This window comes from Alkalinema pantanalense CENA528 (assembly GCF_050753345.1).
GTDB lineage: Bacteria > Cyanobacteriota > Cyanobacteriia > Leptolyngbyales > Leptolyngbyaceae > Alkalinema > Alkalinema pantanalense.
On record NZ_JBLZFX010000110.1, the window covers coordinates 1 to 19,666 of the forward strand.

Below are 19,666 nucleotides of genomic sequence, written 5' to 3' on the forward strand. Positions count from 1 at the left end.
TTGAAGCCCTGGTTCTCTCACTGATTCAATCTCTAATCCCTAATATGATGCTAAATTACCTGCTTTTTCACGATTCTTGGTAAAACTCTTTATTTTTTTAAGCCTGAGTAGTTACGAACGAGAGTTGATTGGTCGAATCATTCGGAGGGATGTTATGCGCGAATCCGTCACCTATCAAGCTGTATTAGAAGAAGGCCTATTACGGGAAGGCGCAGACATTGATCTGATTGTCCGGGCAACGGGCTGGTCGATGACCTATGGTCGGTCGTAGACCATCGAGCAAATTCAGCAATTACAGCAGGACAGTTCTCGCTAGCAAGAGTGCAACCCCTGAGGCCATCCCTCCCCGTCGATTTCTTGTCAAGGCTATTGCAATACTCATCATAAAGGCCAACCACGGCCCCCCCTCTTGCCTCCTTCCCCGCTGGCCCATCAATCCGTTTTGGGTGCGTGCAGTCCTACAACTGCCCTAAGGTCGTCAAGCCTAATGTCACTTGCTGGGGTGCCCATCATCCGTGAAAACTGTGCTGCCGAAGGCTTCCCGATCGCTGTAACTGTAGCCTAAAGGCAACTTTTCTTGATCCTTGTATAGCTGTATAGTTATGATGTGATATGTAGACCCATTAATTTGTGTAAACATATCATCTTCAACTTTAAGATAGTTATCAAAAGCTGAATACATCAACAACCGAGTACAACGACTCATGCAGTTACTGTGGGGATTGATTGGGTGGGGCGTCGTTTCAGTCATCCTGGCTGAAGTGACGCGAGACCTCTACCATATTGCGGGGCACTACTGGCAACCGTTAAAGCGGTACCATATGGCTCACCACAAAGCCTATCGTCGGGATCTGACGATGACGACCCTAGAGAACTATAAACAGGCACAACTCTTTAACGATGTGCCGGAATCTCTAGCGATGATAGGCGTGACGGCCCTGGCTGCCGGGTTGACGGCGCAGGTGGGCATGTGGTTTGGCTGTCTGTATTCCCTGGCCTTTTTGATTCCTGCGGCGGCACGTTCCCAAGGCTGGTTGCTGCAAACGGACTTTAGCCATAAGCCCGGTGCGCTGGTTACGATTCCCAGTCAGTGGAAGGTGAATCGCTCGTACCACTGGCGGCACCACTTTGATGAGATGAATGCCTACTACTGCGGGCATTTCACCTTTGTCGATCGCCTGTTAGGAACCAGCTTGGCACTGAAGGGCAAGGTCGTGGCGGTGACGGGGGCCTCTGGGGGCATGGGTCGAGCGTTGGTGGATGAGCTGTGCCAGCAGGGGGCGCAGGTGGTGGCCCTGACGACTCGCCCTGATACTGCGTTTCCGCCGGAGGTGCGGGTGCAGCCGTGGCAGATTGGGGCAGAGGCTGATTTAGTTGCTCAGCTTCAGGATGTGGATATTTTGGTCATCAACCATGGCATGAATGTCTATGGCGATCGATCGGCCCAGGCCATCCAGGAAATCTATGAAGTCAATGCTTTTTCCGTCCTGCGGTTGGCCAATGCCTTTTTTAGTACGGTGACGGGTCCAACGGACAGAGCCACGAAGGAACTGTGGGTGAATACCTCGGAGGCGGAAGTGAATCCGGCCTTTAGTCCCCTGTATGAACTGTCGAAGCGCACCATTGGCGACTTGCTGACGCTACAACGGCTGGATGCACCCTGCATTATTCGCAAGTTAATCCTGGGGCCGTTTAAGAGTCCGTTGAATCCCTATGGCGTTATGTCAGCGCGTTGGGTGGCTTGGGCGATCGTGGCCTTGGCTAAGCGAGATGTGCGCAATATCATTGTGACGATTAATCCGATCACCTATCTCGTGTTTCCGGTGCATGAATTTTTTCAGTCGTTGTACTTCCGGTTGTTTACCCGTCGTTCCCGTAGTGTTGCTACTGAAGTTGACGAGTTAGTGAGCGCGAAGTAGTTAAGATTGTGAATATTGTTGAAATGTCTGTTGGCATAGTTTGTTTTAAACATTAACCAGTTCGTGTTGACACCTGTAAATGCGATAGTGATCACGCTGTTGATTTCTATCGCATTTTTCTAGCTCTATTGTTCTTATTCTTCTAACGTGAGTTTACTGAATTCGGGGGGCGGCGCGATCGTCGGGGCTGCTGCGCAGTGAAGATCGGGGAACTTCTCCCCTCAAAGCAGTTTGCTCTGGCAGAGCGTCGGAGAAACCGCCTTGCCCCCTGCTTCGTCAGGGGACTCTACTCCCCCGACACCCCCCGAAAGTGAATTCTCTGTCCTAGTACAGGGGATTGGTAAGGGACAAGTTTGTTGGCGAACTCACGTTCTTTTAGGTTGATTCAGCTTGGGCTTTTTGTGCTGCGTAGCGTTCTTTGAAAAGCCGTTGTTGGACTGCGTGATCGACGATCGGTTTGGGGTACCCGGCCCGATCGCGGGTGCCTTTGTCGATCTTGCCAGAGATGAGTTCGGCAGTTTCTGCACTGCGCAATTCTGGTAACCAGTGGCGGATATACTCTGCTTCTGCATCAAATTTTTGGGCTTGGCTGGTGGGGTTAAAAATTCGCAAGGGCTTGGGGTCCATGCCACTGGAGGCACTCCACTGCCAACCGCCATTATTGGCTGCCAAATCGCCATCCACCAGTCGCTGCATGAAATACTTTTCACCCCATCGAAAATCTATAATCAAATCTTTGGTCAGGAAACTGGCGACAATCATGCGACAACGGTTGTGCATCCAGCCCGTTTCGTTTAACTGCCGCATGGCCGCATCGACGATCGGATATCCCGTCCGACCTTCACACCAAGCCTGAAAGCGATCGTCGTTATTGTCCCAAGGAAAATTCTTGAAGGGGGCGCGATAGGCTCCCTGCTCCAGTTCGGGAAAATGGAATAGGACATGTTGATAAAACTCACGCCATGCCAATTCCTGTTGCCAGGTGGTGATGCCCTTTTGGGTTTCTTCGCTGCGGGCCTGTTCCGTGGCGGTTTGTGTAGCTGCCCAGACGGTGCGAATCCCGATCGTGCCAAATTTGAGGGCGGGGCTGAGGGTGGAGGTACCGGGGTTAGCTGGAAAATTCCGTTCGATGTCGTAATCGCCAACTTGTTGTTCAATGAATTCGCTTAACCGTTGTTGTGCTGCTAGTTCACCCGGTTCTAAAATTTGACCATTTCCCCAACTGAATCCTAATTCTTTTAACGTTGGTAATTCAATTCCCCCCGATCGCTGGGCTGTTTCTTGTTCTGTTTCTGATAGACCGATCGCACCCGTTAATTCTGCATAGGGGGTGGCTTTGGGTTGACTGCGCCAATTTTTCCAGAAGGGCGTATAGACGGTGTAGGGCGCTTGGGTGGCTTTGGCGAAGATTTCTTGGGGGGTGTGCAGAAGTTGATCCCAGGCGGTCACGACTTCAACGCCGACCTCGTGGAGTGCATGAATCAGGGCATTGTCCCGTTCCTGGGCATAGGGTTCCACATCCCAGTTCCAATACACTGCGGTTGCGGCTAAGTTTTTCGCCAATTCGGGCAAGGCGTCGGTGGGTCGATCGTGCAGGAATAACAATTGGCTACCGGCTTCCAGATATCGCTGCGCCAGCGATCGTAAGCTGCCCAAGAGATAATCTACCCGCACGTCAGCAATGTCATCCCGTTGCAAAATTGCAGGGTCTAAGCAAAACACGCCAACCACTTTGCGCGTTTTTTGGCGAGCCATGGCTAACCCCACATTGTCGGCGATGCGCAAATCTCGACGGTGCCAAAATAGAACCAGGTCAGACATGATAAACCCACGGAGCAATACAAGCGAAACTAGTAATTCAGATCAAATTTACTAGCTAATTTACTTCCTAGTTTACCTGATTTCCTTGAGTTTGGTTGTTCTTGATGGGGGCGATCGTGCTTTTCTGTGCTGGCAGCCTGAGCCCCTAGGTTTTGTGGGGACGATCGAGGTGTCTGTAGTTTTTTGAAACTAGCAAGACACCTGAGTTTAAGTATTAGCGTTGGCGTTCGCGGCTTAATATGCTGATGTATTGGCCGTCGGAATGGATGATTTTCATCGGTTGACTCCAATGAATCCTGTCTGCGATGCGATGGACGTGTAATTGATTAATGGTGTCCTGAATGAATTCTGGATGACCGATTAAGTGGATCTGCAACCGTTGTGGGCCGTGATCGATCGAACGATCACCGCGATCGCTAGAATCTTTTGCCATATTGTGAGCTTCTCCTTGTTGCGGATTTAAGAAGCCCCAAAATTTAGAGCCACCCCGTTTGACATCACAAACAAGAGTGGCTCGGTCAGATGTTAAAATCCTCATCAAGCCTCCTTGCTGCTACTCCAGCGAGGGGGAATAGCTACCCATAGCTGCTCCAACAACTGTGGGTAGTGCCCTAAATTTTTGGGAACCTAGCGCCCCATGCTTCATGCCAAACCGTCAATCGTAAGCTCAACTGAAAGAAGGATGTCCATGGCGATCGCTATGACAGAATAGCCTACGGAGAAACCCTAGGAAAGTCAACCCCGTTGGAAAAAGTTTACGAAACAAAATCTACGGTAATCAATAATTATTTTCCGGGAACTGTACTCAGGAAACCCTGAGAACTCTGCTAGGTTCATACGGAATGTTTATATTGTTCTATCCTGTGGCTACGATCGTATTCTAAATCATTCATGCTAGCGTTGGAATTTCGGCTTAATTTTTTAACTCATCTAATTTTGTGAGTTGAATTTTGATTGTCAAACTAATCCATGTGTCTAATTCAATCAGCAAGACTTTGGATGTAGATGAAGCAACCATGCAGCGTAATGCAAGAACAATCCATCAGTGCCGATCGTGGAACTGGAACACTCCAAAACTAAGGTCAAAACTTCAGTTATTTTCTGAAAATATTCTGGTAAGTCAATTGACCCACAGACCAGATCAGAAAGCAGCATAAGCTATCTGCTAGCTAGCCTATATTTCCAGCAGTAATAGAATTATCCATTCTGCGTTGGGAATACCCCTTACATGATCTCCAGCTTTCTAGGATTCGCCTTCGGTTTAATCGGCCTCCTGCTCCTCTCCCTACTGGGCTTCGCAGGCATCCAATGGCTCAACCTCCCGATCGGTAACTTGGTCGATTGGGTCTTAGGCGGCGCAATCTTTTGGTGGTTGCTCGTCATCGTCACCGTCCCCTGGAACATCCACTTCCAAGCCAAACAAATCCTCGCCGAAGCCGCCCTCTCCGAAGAACGCGACATCCCGATCGACCCTAAACAAATCCGCTACACCCAAACCGTCGCCCAACGCGCCCTCCTCCTCGCCCTCGCCCTCCATCTCGCCTCCGCCCTCGGCCTCTACCTCCTCTCCGCCAGCGGCATCAGCGCCATCGGCTACATCGCATCCGCCGCCGCCCTCCTCCTCACCGGACTGCGCCCCGCGATCGAAGCCTACCGCTACTTCATCCACCGCCTCAGCCTCATCCGCAAAAACCTCGCCTACCCCCGCGAAGACGTTGCTGAACTGCGATCGCGCCTCACCCAACTCGAAGAAACCACCCAACACCTCAACAAGCAACTTGATCTCGATCAACCCAACTCCTGGGCCGCCCACCAACAACACAGCATCGAAACCCTCTCCCGCCGCATCGCCGATCTCAACGCCCACCTCGAAGCCCTCCAAGCCAGCAACGATCGCGACCACGATCGGCTCTCCCGCGAAGCCCGCCAAGCCATCTCCCAACTCAGCGAAGACAGCCAATTCCTCGACCACATCCGCGAAATCATCCGCTTTTTCAAATCCGCCTAATCCCCACCTTGCCCCGACCCAACATCAAATTGAATGATCAATGCTACCGATCGATCCCCCCTTCCCCCTCCTTAAAAAAGGGGGAATCCAGTCAAATTCTGTCAAAGTCCTCCTTAAAAAAGGGTATTTAGGGAAAATTCTGTCAAAGTCCCCCTTTTGAAGGGGGATTTAGGGGGATCGTTATATGTTGCAATCACAAATTAATTTGATATGAGAAATGAATCAGCCGTAGAATTATCACCAAAAAAATAGCCTCCGAAACTCTTTACAGTTTGGAAGCTATTTCTAACGAGCATGGCAGGAATCGAACCTGCGACCCTCAGAACCGGAATCTGATGCTCTATCCCCTGAGCTACATGCCCCTGTGGCGTTTAAACACACTTGCTCATCATAACACAGGTTTATCCAGAATTTATAAATAGTAAGCCGGATCGATCGGCTCCCCATTCTGCCGCACCTCAAAATGCAAATGCGGCCCCGTCGAAAGCCCTGTCGATCCCACAGTCGCGATCGGTTCTCCCTTTTGCACCACTTGTCCCTCTTGGGGATAAAACCCCTGGGTATGGGCATAGAGACTCGTGATCCCATTGCCATGGTTGACGATCACCGTATTGCCATAGCCGCCATACCACCCCGCATAAATCACCACCCCCGCCGCTGCCGCACGAATCACCGTCCCCTCATCCGCCCCAAAATCAATACCCGCATGGAATTTTTCGTAACCCAAAATCGGGTGTATCCGCCAGCCAAAATAGCTAGTCACTGGCGCATCCACGGGATAGCTCATCTGGCCATTGCCTCGAACAATCACTCCCCCAAAATCCTGCCCTTGATATTGGCGGATGTAGCGGGTGATTGCCGCAGAATCACGATCGAGCTGGCTCATCGCCGCTTCTAAGGCCCGTCGATCGTTCTTCAGACGAGCTACTATTTGCTTCTGAAACTCCGCCTGCGCCTGGGTCTCATTCTTTTGCGCCAAGAGTTGCTGGGTCATCACCGCAATTTGATTTTTTTCTGCCTCCACCTGATTGCGGCGTTGCTCCAGTTGATCCGTCTGTTGCTTCAGTGCCACCAGCGCTTTGCGATCGGCCTCATACAAACGCTTCAGACGATAGCGCTGACTGAGAAAATCACTGAGCGTCTGACTTTGCAACAGAACCGCTAACCCTTGGCGATGGGGTTGCCGTTGCAGAAATTGCAGCCGTGCCACGATCGCCTGCTGGCGGGAACGGTAGCGATCCTCCGCTTGTGCCAACGCCAATTCCAATTTTTTCAACGTCGTTTGCGATTTTTCCAGACTAGCCTGGGTCACTTGCAGTTTTTGGGTGGTTGTCTTGAGCTTCTGATTCAACCCCGACAAATCCTTTTGGGTAATGCCTTCCAGGGTTTTAATCTGATTATGTCGTTGCTGAATTTGTTGGCGCTGTTGTTCCACTTGCTGGCGCTGCTGCTGGAGCGTATCAATCTCCGGCTGTGCAGTCTGAGCTAGGGCAGGCAGCCCCAAGCCCCCAGCCCACCCAAATACCCACAGGCTGCAAACCAGTAGCCACAGGCCGCAAAAGCGTTTCATCCCTTCACTGATACTTGTTTTACTGATACTTGTTTTACTGATACTTGTTTTACTGATACTTGTTTCACGATCGATCCTTGTCTGAATTCCCAGGAACTTCACCATGACTTAGCCCCTATTGGCGGGCAATTGACGGGTGCTCCCCGATCGCAATCCACCCAACTGTAACAGCAAGCACTATTATCTCCAGGTTGCTCAATTTGGCAAGCTTAATTTAGTAACCTGGCAAGCTCAACGGGGGGCTCTCAACGGGAGATCTGACCCCATGATGATCCAGGAGGAAGGATCTAGTCGCGTGCTCGCCTTGCGCATCTCAACAGCTCAGGACTTTACAGGTTGATTCAAAATATTAATAATTATTAAGGGAATTACACCTTGATAACTCAATGCCACAGCCCCAGAGAAATGCGCTACATTGATCCTAGATTGCTCTAAGGCTGAGATCTTACTAAATAAGATCTTGAGTCTGAGATCTTGAGTCTGAGATCCTAGTCTGGGATCTGAGTTTGGCCGTTGTTCGAATTTGACGATCGTTGTCTCAACGATCTAGGATGCAGCTAGTTCAGTCAGGGATCAAGCAAACGTCTTAGATAGGTTTCTCAAGAACCCTTCCTAAGGAAGATGCTAGCAGTTAACCAAATGTTCCACACTGCTGAAGAATTTTTCAGATTTTGTCATGATTGACACGGGTCGTGTTCCACTGACAGGTCAGTCTCTTACGTGGTTTCGCCAGGGATTAGATTGTGTGGCTGCCGGTGACTTCGATAAGGCAGTGGCCCATTTTAATCAGGTGATTCGAGTTCGCGCTGACTACTGGGAAGCCTGGTACGAGCGAGGGTTAGCACTTGAGGAACTGGGATGTTTTGCTGAATCCATTCGGAGTTACGAACAAGCCCTAACCTATGAACCTTCCCAGGATGCCAGAGTGGAGATTTGGCTGCATCGGGGGAATGCGTTTCAGTATGGTTTAGGGGACTATCCCTCTGCGTTAGCCTGCTACGATCGTGTGATCCAGCAACGGCCTACCTACGCCCTCGCTTGGCATCATCGGGGGAACGCATTACTCTATGGATCTAGGAAACCTGAGGTCGCCCTAAGTAGTTATCAAGCGGCTCTGGATCTGGATCCCAACAATGCAGTCACTTGGCGAAATCGCGGTAACGCTTGGGTGGAACTCAAGGATTTTCCGAAGGCGATCGAGAGTTACGACTTTGCCTTGAGGTTGCATCCGGATGATCCCCTGACTCGCCAAGCAAGAACCCTCGCTGTCCAGCAATGTGGGTTAACGGTGGTACCTCCCACCACAAAGCCTGTCTGGTACGGAGAGGGGTATACCGAAGAAACATTAGTGGACGGAGAAGACGAAGCGCTTGAAGAATTCTCTCGAATCCCTAATCTTGCTGCGCCGTTATTAAATCCTCGTTTGATTGTGGAAGATGAACAGGGGGAGTGGGAAATTCCCTTAACCCAGGACTACTACACGATCGGTCGAGATCTCAAGAACGAAATTTGTCTGCGATCGCAGTATGCTTCTCGCTTCCATGCTGTGCTGCGTCGAGTAGAACAACCGAATGGCCAAGTCAATTACCAAATTACCGATGGAAGTTTGGAAGGAAAACCCAGTACCAACGGCATTTTAGTCAACAGTCGTAGAATTTCCGGAGCACACCTCCAGAATGGTGACACGATTATTTTCGGCCCAAAAACGCGGGCAGTCTATTGGATGTACTCCTCTTCCTCTTGATTTTGCAGCCTGCTTGATTCTGTAACCTGCTTGATTCTGTAACCTGCTTGATTCTGTAGCTGCCCTACCTAGAAAATCCCTTCACCAGCGTTGGTAAAGGGATTCTTAGGCTGCGTCATGCCTGGATAAACAGGTCGCGATCGTCTATCCAGGACACACCGCACGACCTTCGCCATTCCGGACGATCGTGCCTTCTTTGCCGTCAAAGTAAACCGGCAGTTGCGCTCCATCCGATCTCAAAACGTACAGCTTAGGTTTTTCGGTCAAACATTGCTGAATCCGACCTGCCCAAGCCTGTAGAGATTGGCTCTGCTGCTGTTCCAGTTGTTGCAATTCTTCGATCGTCATCCGCAGGCGACGACGGGCTAAGGGCGCTGTATTGGAAGGAATTTGTGGAATCACATTGGGGGCTTCCTGTAACAACGAAAGTCCCGGTTCGGAGAAATAATCAGCTCGTCCAACCACCGGGCTGCAATCAGTAGTCTGGAAGCGAGTGCAGGGAATGTTAATTTCCGGCGGTACGGTTTTTAGGAATTTCATCAGCACCATCAACCGAGGGGAGAGGTTCGCTGCCGACGCAGTGACGCCCGTTTGATCGGTAATTGGTGTGGAGCTAGTAAGCGTGCGATCGACGGCCTGTCCCAGGTGCACTGGAAACTCAAAATTGCCAGGGAGTAGGGGCTGGGAGGGTAAAGAAACGCGAGGTGGTAATTGGGTAATGGGGGGAATGCCCTGGGTGTCCACTTCAATTTTGACCGGGCCACTCACGTCAACCTTTGCCACTGCTCCATCTGCCGTTTCACCCGTCGCAGCGATCAGCGTTTGCGTAGGGTTGGCTGCATCAGTTACCGGAACCATCTCCGATTGCGCTAGTCCTGGCTCGGTCGCCGCTACAGTGGGTTGACCCGCCGCAGGCATCGCAGGTTCAGACAGTTCAGTCGTAGCAATGGAGGGAACAGGCTGTAACGATGGCAGCGGTGCATCTGTTGGGGAGGCCAGTGTTGGGGAGGCCAGTGTTGGGGAGGCCAGTGTTTCAGGCATCGCCGTTGTTTCAGGGGCAGCAATGGTTACCACCTTTGAGACCTGTGCTTCGATCGGCATCAACTGATTGGCTTCAGAACTGGGCGGCGTAACTTCCGAGGGCATTTGAACTGCCTGGGCTGCTTGGGGGAGTTCACAGGTCGCTAACAACGACAAAGTGCAAACCGTGGCGGTATTCAAAGGACGAAGGGATGAACGTTTCATAGGTAATAAAACAACTGATGGAATCGGGCACTGGCCAGATTGCACTCGGAACTCACTGCACGATGGAATCAAACCCAGTGCCGTAATGTATTCCCTCTACTCGTTTTTCTTCACCTCACCGGAAAATCTGTGGCGTTTTTCCACAAGTTCCGAATAAATACGGATTGTCCCGTAAGAGAACAGCGCATAAATAAAATCCCAATTGGGTAGGGGGAAAAGGGTAAAAGGGTAGGAGGGTAGGGGAATGAAGGGGATAGGGGCGTAGGAGGGTAAATGGGTAAGGGGGAAGGGCATGAATCGGGGATATTATTTCTTTGCAAATCCCTAACGGTAGGGGAAAGGACAAGGTCCGCGAAATTTTGGCGGAAGAATGAAGATTCAATCATTAAGATGGAAACAGATCTTGGAGACGCAAAGGATACGATCGTCTATGAGTCAGTTCCAGCCAGAGTTTGAACGTAGAACCAAACAACGTATTGCAAAAGTGGTGACCCTAGGGTTCTGCTTTATTGTGGTGCCGTTGATCTTGGTACTGTTGGCCATGCGGCCTGCGGTGGCGGATGGGCCAAAGCACTATACTGATTTGCAATTTGGCCCCTTGCCGGAAGTGCGGGTTCCTGATTACCAACGGTTTACCCTGAAAAATGGCTTGGTGGTCTATTTAATGGAAGATCACGAATTGCCATTGGTCAGTGGCTCGTTGTTGGTGCGGACGGGCGATCGGGAAGAACCTAGTAGCCAAGTGGGGCTGGCGGATATTACTGCATCGGTTCTGCGATCGGGTGGCACTCAAGTCCATCCACCGGATCAACTGAACCAAATTCTGGAACAAAAGGCCGCAGCGATCGAGGCAGGCATTGCTGTCAATTCTGGCTCGGTCACGTTCAGTGCCCTTAGTGAGGATTTACCCCAGGTTTTTAATCTCTTTGCGGAAGTGGTTCAGCAGCCTGCCTTTCCCCAGGACAAAATTGATTTGACGAAGTTTCAACTGCGTGGGGGCATTGCACGGCGGAACGATCAACCGGGGGGCATTGCATCCCGTGAGTTTCGCAAATTGATCTACGGGAGCGAGAGTCCCTACGCCCGGACGGTGGAGTACGCCACCCTCGATCGGATTGGACAACCGGATATCAAGCAATTTTACAGTCGCTATTTCACGCCCGATCGCATGATTCTTGGCATTGTGGGAGATTTCAATCCAGCCATGATGCGACAACAGATCGAGAAATCCTTTGGCAATTGGAAACCTTCCCCAGCTACAAGTCAATCGACAACGATTGCAGTGGCACAACAGAAGCAGGGAGAAGTTTACTTTGCTAATCAATCCAGTATCAGCCAAAGCTATATTCAAATGGGGCATTTGGGCGGTATTGTCAAAGACCCTGACTACCCAGCGCTGTCTGTGATGAATGAGGTGCTAAATGGCTTTGGGGGACGGATGTTTAACGAAGTCCGATCGCGCCAAGGATTAGCCTACTCGGTCTATGCGGCTTGGAGTCCTCAGTTTGATTATCCCGGTTTATTGATTGCAGGTGGGGAAACGAAGTCCGCTTCTACGGTACCGTTTATCAAAGCTACGATCGCGGAAATTGAACGGATTCGCAAAGCTCCCATCACCTCTGAAGAATTACAACGGGCTAAGGATTCGGTTCTGAATTCCTTTATCTTCAATTTCCAAGATCCCGCCCAAACCCTTTCCCGGTTACTGCGTTATGAATACTTTGGCTATCCCAAGGATTATATTTTCCAGTACCGTCAAGGGGTTGAAGCGACCACCATTCAAGATGTGCAGCGGGTGGCACAAACCCATTTACAACCAGATCGCTTAGTCACGATGGTGGTGGGGAATCAAACAGAAATCAATCCACCGTTAACAGATCTGAAACAGCCTGTGAAAACGGTGGATATTACCATTCCAGCGCCTGCTAAACCCGCAATTCCTAAAGTCTAAACTTCAAGCATAGGTTTGCGGATTAAAGGGGCATCAGATTGATGCCCCTTTTGGATAACTACTACCACTTAATCAAGTTTTGCAGTTGACCATCGCGGCGTTGCATATCCAGCATTTGCACCCGTGTTTTGTTGTTGTCACGGTTCATGTCTACGTCTGCATCAATTCGCTTACGAGCAGTTTCGTTATTAGTGCTATTGATTTGAATATCTGTCCGGTTATTGTCGGCGTTCATTTCAGATGCTTTTTGTGACTTGAACATATCTGCCATGGCAGCGTTGTTGGAATCACAATCCGTCATTTTACCAACGACTACCGTTGAGGAACTCTTATCGCTGAAGGAAGAGGAGGTTCCTTTATTCAGGTTATTGAAGGCGCTCTTGTTGCTGAAGCCGTTGGATTGGCTGGATTTAGAGGATTGATTTTTCTCAGAGCTACCGCTTCCGTTAGCCCCGATGCCGAAGATGCTGAAGCCGCCACCGCCACCGGCTTTGCTGCTGGATTGGCTTGCGTTGCTGCTGCTGGAGTTGCCGGAGGATGCACTGTTACCGGACTTAGACAAATCCCAGGTGCGATCGCTCTTGTTGACGTTGTTTTGAACATTATTTCCCAGCGCTACGTCACCTGTGCTGCACTGCACTTTACCCACCATTTGGCTCGCTAAATCATCGGCTTTGGCAGTGGGAACGAAGGCAGCAAACAGGGTAGAAGCGATTACCAGGGAAGAGGTCAGTTGTGCAAGTTTCATTGTCAGGTCTCCTTGAAATGTCTAGGTTATGGGAGGAATTTCGTTGAGGTCTTAACCTCTGACATTTACCGGATAGGGGAGACCTTGGGGGTTTATGCAGGGTGTAGGAAAAAATCGCCAAATTTTTTTCCTACAGGGGTTGCTCAACGGCCAACAATCCCTGGGGCTAAGGGTTTCAGCCGCAGGATCAAGTAGGGGGGCTGGAGGGTGGATTGGCCTGCGTTGAGGGCGGCAGTGCGATGGAGTTGGTTCGCCACCGTATATAGATAGCCGTCTGGGCCAAAACTAAAGGCATCAATCCAGGAAAGTTCTGGGGACTGGGCGATCGTTTGGTAGGTACGATCGGGGCGAATTACCCCAATGGCGTCGCGCTCGAAGTCGCTGATATAAATGTTGCCTGCTTGGTCGATCGAAATGCCGTCGCAGTTGGGCTTGGCGGCGTAGTCCTGAACCGCCCGTGCTAGTTGTTCGGGGGTGAGGGCTTCGTTGCGCAGATCGGCGGTGCGGATGCGGTATAAGCGCTTGCCACTCATGGGGCCGTAGTAGAGCCATTCGTTTTTGCCGTCGAGGGCGATCGGGTTAATGGCAATGCGGGGTTTAATCAGTTGGCCGTTGGGTTGTTTGATTTGGATGGGTTGCCCTGCCACAGCTAGTTCCACGGCTTCGGGGCTGACGCTGGGATGGCCAGAGAGTAGGCGGCGGGTGTGCCCTGTTTTGAGGTGCACCACTAGGATTGCTGGAGCCGCGTTGCCCATGGCGGTTTCGGCAATGTAGGCGATTTGCCGATCGCTGTCGATCGCGAGGTCGTTGAGAAAGGTACGATCGCTGGCTAAGGGTTTGGGGATGGGGAGGATGCGATCGAGGCGATTCGTCTTAGTATTCCAGCCCACCAGTTGCGGCGGGGCTCCTGTTCTGCCCCCGTTGTCCAGCATCCAGACGATTCCCTGGAGATCCGATTGGATACCCAACACTTCATCCAAGCCTTTGTTACTGTCTGCTTTGCGGCCAGAGGCCCAAGTTGCGTTGGGAAAAGGCACCAGTTGCTGGCGCTGGGGCAACCATTCCATGACGCGGTATGGGGGGCTGGTAAACTGATGCATACTGACAATGATGCGACCGCTAGGTGTCACGGTGAGGTTGCCGGGAAGTTCCTGCAATTTGGCCACCACTTGCACGGCTTTAGGTAAAGTTGATGGGGTTGACGATCGTTGAGTGGGTGGCTGGGCGATCGTGGTTTGGGCGATCGTGGCTTGAACTCTGGGCAGAGACACTTGGGCAAAAGTTAAGCCACTGAGAATTACAAAGCGGAGAAGAACACGAGAGGAATCTGACATAATCAAGATCCAAGAAGGGAAGTTGTCACATAACCTACTATAAATTTGATGACTAATATTTCCGCTAACAATTGTTGCGTATTAATTGTTGCGTATTATTTCAATCAATCAAGCCGATCGACAGTATCTGAATCACACCTAACTCACCCATACTATGGAAAAGCGAGACTGTAATTTCAGTACAGAAAACAGGGCATGATCAATGTTGAGTTTGCGGTAAGGTTAGCCGATCGCGGGGGCCGCAGGAGCCTTGGAACAATTGGGGGAACCCTGCGGCAGTCCGATCGATCGGCGGTTTACCACTGACGGTACAGGACGCTGACCCATTCGGCTTGCTGGCCGGGGACGGGCATGGGTTTGCCCCAGTAAACCCGATCGACGAGGCCGAGGGCGTGCATGCGATCGATGGTGGAATGGACAGTGTCTCGGGTGCCGAAGAGTTGTAGGCGGATGTAGGGACGATCGGGTTCGATCGGACGATCGGGGCGATCGCTCATATCTTTTGCCATGCTTGAGCTTCTCCTTGGTGTAGTGAATCCCATTCCTGCTGCAATCTTGCTCCCTTCGCCTGCGTGCGGGAGAAGGGCTGGGGATGAGGGTCTTAAGAAGCCCAAAAATTTAGAGCCACCCCGTTGGACATCACAAACAAGGGTGGCTCGATCGAATGTTACAATTCTCAACAAGCCTCCTAGCTGCTTACTTCAGCTTGGGGGAATAGCTATCCAGAGATGTTCCCGCAACTCTGGGTAGTGCGCTAAATTTTTGGGTGAACGAAGCGATGATAGGGTTTGTGCCGCATCGTCAATTGATAAAGGGCTGTCCCGCATCGCTATGAAAAACAAGCCTACGGATAAACCCTGGGTCTGTCAATAGGGTTTTGAAAAATCGATCGGGTATTATTTAATACCCGTATTTAAGAGCACTTTGGAGATTTAGGGCGATCGAATTCACCCGATCGACGTTGGGATAAATGCTGGGATAAATATGTGACTAACGTTAGAGATAATGCTGGGATAGTTGGTTTGACTACGTTATAGAGGTGGATCCCCCCTAAATCCCCCTTAATAAAGGGGGAACCGGAAAAATCAATTCAAAGTCCCCCTTATTAAGGGGGATTTAGGGGGATCGAATCTCGACGATCGACGTTGGGATGAATAATGGGATAAATTTACGACTAACGTTAAAGTTAATGCTGTGATAGTTGATTTAACTACGTTAAAGGAGTAAATTTCTCTAGCTTTCTTGAAAAAGGGGAAACCGGAAAAATATTTCAAAGCGACTCATTTTTACATACATTCTATAGAGTTGCTTGATCGGTGGGATAAGTGTATTCTACCCTAGTGCCATTGTGAGTTCACCCTTGAATCCCATAACGACCTGGGCATCCTTATTCACTTCCAGCTAATTGTCCATAATTTTTTTCGGAGAAATTCTACATGAATATCCACCGCTTAGTTGTGGTTGTCACAAGTTCAGTCTGTGCATCTGTGGTAGCTTCATCGCTAGCAATTGTTTCGTTAGCGCAGTCGAATTCTACCGCCGATGGCAGTGATCCAAAGGTAACAGAAACTTCAACTCGCCCTTTGCCCCTCCGGTTGCCTGGGAACAAGGATTTACCCAGAAACGTCTTTCGAACCCAAGAATCCTTTGTGAAGGAATTGCGGCCAGGGGCCGTTCTGGCAAGTTTTGAACTCATCACCTATGGGGAATACCTGAAAAAATACGCCAATGGCATCACCGGGCCAACGGATGTTTCCCCCGATCGTATGGTTGCAGTCATCGTGGCTGATTTCCCAAAAGGACTCAAAACCGAGCGAGGTGATCATTATTCCAGTGCTCGATCGGTATCGGCGAGGGATGCTTTGACAGGCCAAACTATTTCCTTTGAGTTGAGTGGAAAATCCACTACCCCCTCAGGCCCCTCTCTTATTTTTCCCAATGAACCGTATCGTGGGAACGAAGACCTTCCAGACTTAGTCCAGCCATAAAATAAATTGTAGGTTAGCCAGCCCAGTTGTAAACATGTAATAACAACTGGGCTGGTTGGGCTTAGAAAACTCAAGGTAGAGAGTCCAAGATTTTATACCAAATTGATTGATCAATGCTACAGATCCGATCCTCCCTAGCCCCTTTGATTATGGAGAGAGTTTGGCCAAATACTCTAAAAGTCCTCCTTATTGTTAGGGGGACTTTTTAGGGTGATCGACGTTGGGATAAATGCTGGGATAAATATGTGACTAACGTTAAAGTCAATACCATGATAGTTGATTCGACTACGTTAGAGGAGCAGATCCCCCCTAGCCCCCCTTAAAAAAGGGGGAACATGAGAATGTATTCAAAGTCCCCCTTTTGAAGGGGGATTTAGGGGGATCGAATCTCGACGATCGACGTTGGGATGAATACTGGTATAAATGCATGACTAACGTTAAAGGTAATGCTGCACTCATTGATTAGACTACGTTAGAGGAGCAGATCCCCCCTAGCCCCCGCGCTACGCGCCGCTAACGCTAGAAAAAAAGGGGGAACATGAGAATGGATTCAAAGTCCCCCTTTTTAAGGGGGATTTAGGGGGATCGGAGATTTCGCGGAACCGAATCAACTCAATCAACGTTAGGATAAATACTGAGGTGACTACAAAAATAATCCCACGCTACGCGCGAAGAAGAGAGAATAAAAGAAAGAGTAGAGGAAAAAGGATAAAAGAGTAAAGGGTAATTTTAGAGTCCTGGAAAGCCAACTAAAACAACCCGAAATCCAACGAAGCTGAGGAAGTAGCCGGCGGAGTCCCCGTTGCGATACGATGAACGGCAGTTGAACGGATCGTAGAGCCAAGATCCCCCGCGCAGGATTCGAGGTGCATTTTCTTCGGCCTCTCGATCGAGCCAAGCTGATCCATCCTGAGGTGCTCCTTGATAGCTACCATGCCAATGATCCAAGCACCATTCCCACACATTGCCATGGAGATCGTGCAGTCCCCAGCCATTGGCTGGGAAAGTTCCTACGGTCGTGGTTTGTTTTCGGTATTCTCCTTTTTGACCTTTGCCATAGGTAGAGTTGCCATCATAATTGGCGAGATCTGTAGAAATCGTTTCTCCAAAACAAAACGGCGTTGTGGTTCCCGCACGGCAGGCGTATTCCCATTCGGCCTCCGTCGGTAAGCGATAGGTTCTCTGGGTTGCTTGGGACAACCGATCGCACGCTTCGATCGCCGCCCACCAAGAGACATTTTCCACCGGGCGATCTCGACCTTTAAAGCGAGCCGGATCAAGGTCGAGATCCCGGTTTACCTTGGGTAGTTGCGCGATCGCCTTCCACTGGGCTTGGGTAATCGGATATTTCCCCATCAAAAATGTTGACACCTTCACCCCATGAATTGGCTGTTCATCCTCATACTCAGTAGAACCCATCTGAAAAGAACCACCGGGTACCTGCACCAGTTCCAGCGTCGTCCCATCCGCCAGTGTTTCAATGAACTGCTGCCCTGAACCTTGGGATTGATTAATTTGAATTTTTCCGTTCTTCTCAACGATTAACTTAGCAGTGGTAAACGTAAACGGAATCAATAAACTGGATGATTCCAATGTTGTTTCCTGCTCCGTCTCCTGTGCTGCATCGCTTACGACTTCCGGAATCGTTGGCACCTCCGGCAACACCCGCCCATGCACTGCTGCCACATCCCCATCACTCAAATTCAGAATTTTCTGCAAATCCCGTAATTCCTGCCAAGTTCGTTCATCCAACGGAAACTGCAACGCCACCTCTTCCCGCAGACATTCCTCATACTCCTGCACCTTCCGGCGATGCTCTAAATAAGGCCGCAACACCTCCGCCTCAACTTCCCTGGCTGCTGCATCCTCCAGCCCCAACTCCTGCTGCTTCAGCTTCAAAATCCGCCGCCCCGCCGGACGAATTTCCCCATTCTGGCTATAGTCTTCCACCCATTTGCGATACTTGCGCTTCGGATCGGCCACCTTCGCCTTCGCCAACCGAATCTTCTCCCCATCCTGCACCAAATAGCGCTGCGGACTCATATTCGGAGCCGCCTTCCGCAACTGATCCTTCACATACTCATGCAACTCATCCACCGACACCCAACCATCCTCATCCCGATCGGCAGCCCCCGTCCGTAACCCCTCCACCAAATAGCGCGTATAAATCGCCAATTCCTCCCCCGATCGCTCAAAGGAATAATCGATCGCCGCCGAAGCCGTCAGCACCACCCGTCCCCTGCCACCCAACTGCAACTGAAAATTGATATCCCCCCCATCCCGCGCCGTCAGCCCCGCCCCAAACGCCCCACTGTGGCAACAATCCAAAATCACCACCTGCCGCTCAGACAGACAATCCTGCATAAACTCATGCACCAACCCCGCCGCAATCGCCGACGATCGCATTAACAACCCATTCTGCTTCCGCGTCGTCGGCGTCGCAAAGAAAAACTTCCCCACCGCATCCGTCAGCCCATGCCCCGAAAAATACAGCAGCACCAAATCCTCTGCACTGCGATCGGCAAACAGCACCTCGATCGCCGACTGCATCTCCTCCAGTCCCGGATTCACCAACACCTGCACATCATCAAAATTTCCGCGATCGGCATCCCGCAGCACCGCTTCCAATGCCCGCACATCATTCGCCGCCGCTGGCAAATTCCCCAAACCCTCCGGGTATTCGCTTACCCCAATGAGCAGTGCATACTTTCCCATTACCCCGCGCAACCCACTAAATTCTTCCAAATTCCCTCTTATTCCTTCAAAGTCCCCCTTTTGAAGGGGGATTTAGGGGGATCATCACCATTCGCAATCACAAATCAATTCGATACAACTAATCGATTAATCATTCACTAATGGATCTGAGACAACTCCTCCAGCATTGTTTTTGCCGTTTGTAATTCCGCTTGACTACTCGCCTCCAACTCAAACTCCCGCCCATCCGCAAACTTCGCCTTAATCTTAATCGGCTTATTCCCCAACCGATCGCCCAAAAAGCCAAACAAATTCTTCAAACTCGCCGGACTCACCTCCGCCTGCAACAACCCCCACAAAAACTTACCCGGCGATCGAATCCCCTCCGGCGGATTGGGATCCACCACCCGTTCCAGCTTCACCCCCGGCAGCGAACCCGCCTGCTGAAAAATCATCTGAGTTTGCTTTTCCTGTCTTTCCGGAGCCGTTTGATCCTGAAAATCAAATTCAAGGTGAATCGGTGCAGTCATCGTGAATTCCTTATTAATTCCGCAATTGAGCCAAGCCAACCGTCGCTAAAATTCTCCCTAGATTGTATCCTCGAAATCCCCCATCGTCCCCCACCCTCCTACCCACCCACTCCC

Annotated in this window: 15 protein-coding genes and 1 tRNA gene; 5 read left to right on the forward strand and 11 right to left on the reverse strand. The window is 50.6% G+C overall.

What is annotated here, in order from left to right:
* Positions 1 to 490 precede the first annotated feature (490 nt).
* Positions 491 to 706 carry a hypothetical protein gene (locus tag ACN4EG_RS23765; protein WP_431632751.1) on the reverse strand — a complete coding sequence of 72 codons (216 nt, stop codon included), beginning with the start codon at positions 704 to 706 and terminating at the stop codon, positions 491 to 493.
* On the opposite strand from ACN4EG_RS23765, the gene ACN4EG_RS23770 reads away from it, so the two are divergent.
* Positions 705 to 1,919 carry a bifunctional sterol desaturase/short chain dehydrogenase gene (locus tag ACN4EG_RS23770; protein ID WP_431632752.1) on the forward strand — a complete coding sequence of 405 codons (1,215 nt, stop codon included), beginning with the start codon at positions 705 to 707 and terminating at the stop codon, positions 1,917 to 1,919. The two genes, ACN4EG_RS23765 and ACN4EG_RS23770, sit on opposite strands and share 2 nt — an antisense overlap.
* Positions 1,920 to 2,294: 375 nt before the next feature.
* Here ACN4EG_RS23770 and ACN4EG_RS23775 read toward each other — a convergent pair whose 3' ends face one another.
* Both ACN4EG_RS23775 and ACN4EG_RS23780 read right to left on the reverse strand, forming a co-directional pair.
* Positions 2,295 to 3,740: an FAD-binding domain-containing protein gene (locus ACN4EG_RS23775; RefSeq protein WP_431632753.1), complete on the reverse strand. Its 1,446-nt coding sequence runs from the start codon at positions 3,738 to 3,740 to the stop codon at positions 2,295 to 2,297.
* 214 nt (positions 3,741 to 3,954) lie between these two features.
* Positions 3,955 to 4,173, reverse strand: a complete 219-nt coding sequence (locus tag ACN4EG_RS23780) for a hypothetical protein (RefSeq protein ID WP_431632754.1) — start codon at positions 4,171 to 4,173, stop codon at positions 3,955 to 3,957.
* Positions 4,174 to 4,968: 795 nt separating this feature from the next.
* On the opposite strand from ACN4EG_RS23780, the gene ACN4EG_RS23785 reads away from it, so the two are divergent.
* Positions 4,969 to 5,748, forward strand: coding sequence for a hypothetical protein (locus ACN4EG_RS23785; RefSeq protein ID WP_431632755.1), 780 nt, complete (start codon positions 4,969 to 4,971; stop codon positions 5,746 to 5,748).
* A gap of 289 nt (positions 5,749 to 6,037) precedes the next feature.
* Here ACN4EG_RS23785 and ACN4EG_RS23790 read toward each other — a convergent pair.
* Positions 6,038 to 6,110 (reverse strand) — tRNA-Arg (locus ACN4EG_RS23790).
* A gap of 50 nt (positions 6,111 to 6,160) precedes the next feature.
* Positions 6,161 to 7,318 carry a murein hydrolase activator EnvC family protein gene (locus tag ACN4EG_RS23795; RefSeq protein WP_431632756.1) on the reverse strand — a complete coding sequence of 386 codons (1,158 nt, stop codon included), beginning with the start codon at positions 7,316 to 7,318 and terminating at the stop codon, positions 6,161 to 6,163.
* A 676-nt stretch (positions 7,319 to 7,994) separates the two neighbouring features.
* Between ACN4EG_RS23795 and ACN4EG_RS23800 the strand changes: the two genes are divergently transcribed.
* Positions 7,995 to 9,062: a tetratricopeptide repeat protein gene (locus tag ACN4EG_RS23800; RefSeq protein WP_431632757.1), complete on the forward strand. Its 1,068-nt coding sequence runs from the start codon at positions 7,995 to 7,997 to the stop codon at positions 9,060 to 9,062.
* Positions 9,063 to 9,206: 144 nt separating this feature from the next.
* Here the strand turns inward: ACN4EG_RS23800 and ACN4EG_RS23805 are convergent, their stop codons facing one another.
* A complete protein-coding gene (locus tag ACN4EG_RS23805; RefSeq protein ID WP_431632758.1) occupies positions 9,207 to 10,307 on the reverse strand; it encodes a hypothetical protein in 1,101 nt (366 codons plus the stop codon).
* Positions 10,308 to 10,737: 430 nt separating this feature from the next.
* Here ACN4EG_RS23805 and ACN4EG_RS23810 point away from each other — a divergent pair, with 430 nt between their 5' ends.
* A complete protein-coding gene (locus tag ACN4EG_RS23810; RefSeq protein WP_431632759.1) occupies positions 10,738 to 12,258 on the forward strand; it encodes a M16 family metallopeptidase in 1,521 nt (506 codons plus the stop codon).
* A 61-nt stretch (positions 12,259 to 12,319) separates the two neighbouring features.
* Here the strand turns inward: ACN4EG_RS23810 and ACN4EG_RS23815 are convergent, their stop codons facing one another.
* The 3 genes from ACN4EG_RS23815 to ACN4EG_RS23825 all read right to left on the reverse strand — a co-directional run bounded on the left by ACN4EG_RS23815 (position 12,320) and on the right by ACN4EG_RS23825 (position 14,849).
* Positions 12,320 to 13,006, reverse strand: coding sequence for a hypothetical protein (locus ACN4EG_RS23815; RefSeq protein ID WP_431632760.1), 687 nt, complete (start codon positions 13,004 to 13,006; stop codon positions 12,320 to 12,322).
* Positions 13,007 to 13,149: 143 nt separating this feature from the next.
* On the reverse strand, positions 13,150 to 14,340 hold the full coding sequence (locus tag ACN4EG_RS23820; RefSeq protein WP_431632761.1) for an L-dopachrome tautomerase-related protein: 1,191 nt from the start codon (positions 14,338 to 14,340) through the stop codon (positions 13,150 to 13,152).
* A gap of 296 nt (positions 14,341 to 14,636) precedes the next feature.
* Positions 14,637 to 14,849 (reverse strand): hypothetical protein, encoded by a 213-nt coding sequence (locus ACN4EG_RS23825; RefSeq protein WP_431632762.1) that lies wholly within the window; start codon positions 14,847 to 14,849, stop codon positions 14,637 to 14,639.
* Between the two features lie 927 nt (positions 14,850 to 15,776).
* Between ACN4EG_RS23825 and ACN4EG_RS23830 the strand changes: the two genes are divergently transcribed.
* The gene (locus ACN4EG_RS23830) at positions 15,777 to 16,328 is read left to right on the forward strand and encodes a hypothetical protein (protein ID WP_431632763.1); all 552 of its coding nucleotides are present in this window, start codon (positions 15,777 to 15,779) and stop codon (positions 16,326 to 16,328) included.
* Between the two features lie 729 nt (positions 16,329 to 17,057).
* On the opposite strand, the gene ACN4EG_RS23835 is transcribed toward ACN4EG_RS23830, so the two are convergent.
* Positions 17,058 to 19,043, reverse strand: a complete 1,986-nt coding sequence (locus ACN4EG_RS23835) for a caspase, EACC1-associated type (protein ID WP_431632764.1) — start codon at positions 19,041 to 19,043, stop codon at positions 17,058 to 17,060.
* A gap of 137 nt (positions 19,044 to 19,180) precedes the next feature.
* Positions 19,181 to 19,552: a hypothetical protein gene (locus tag ACN4EG_RS23840; protein ID WP_431632766.1), complete on the reverse strand. Its 372-nt coding sequence runs from the start codon at positions 19,550 to 19,552 to the stop codon at positions 19,181 to 19,183.
* Positions 19,553 to 19,666 lie beyond the last annotated feature (114 nt).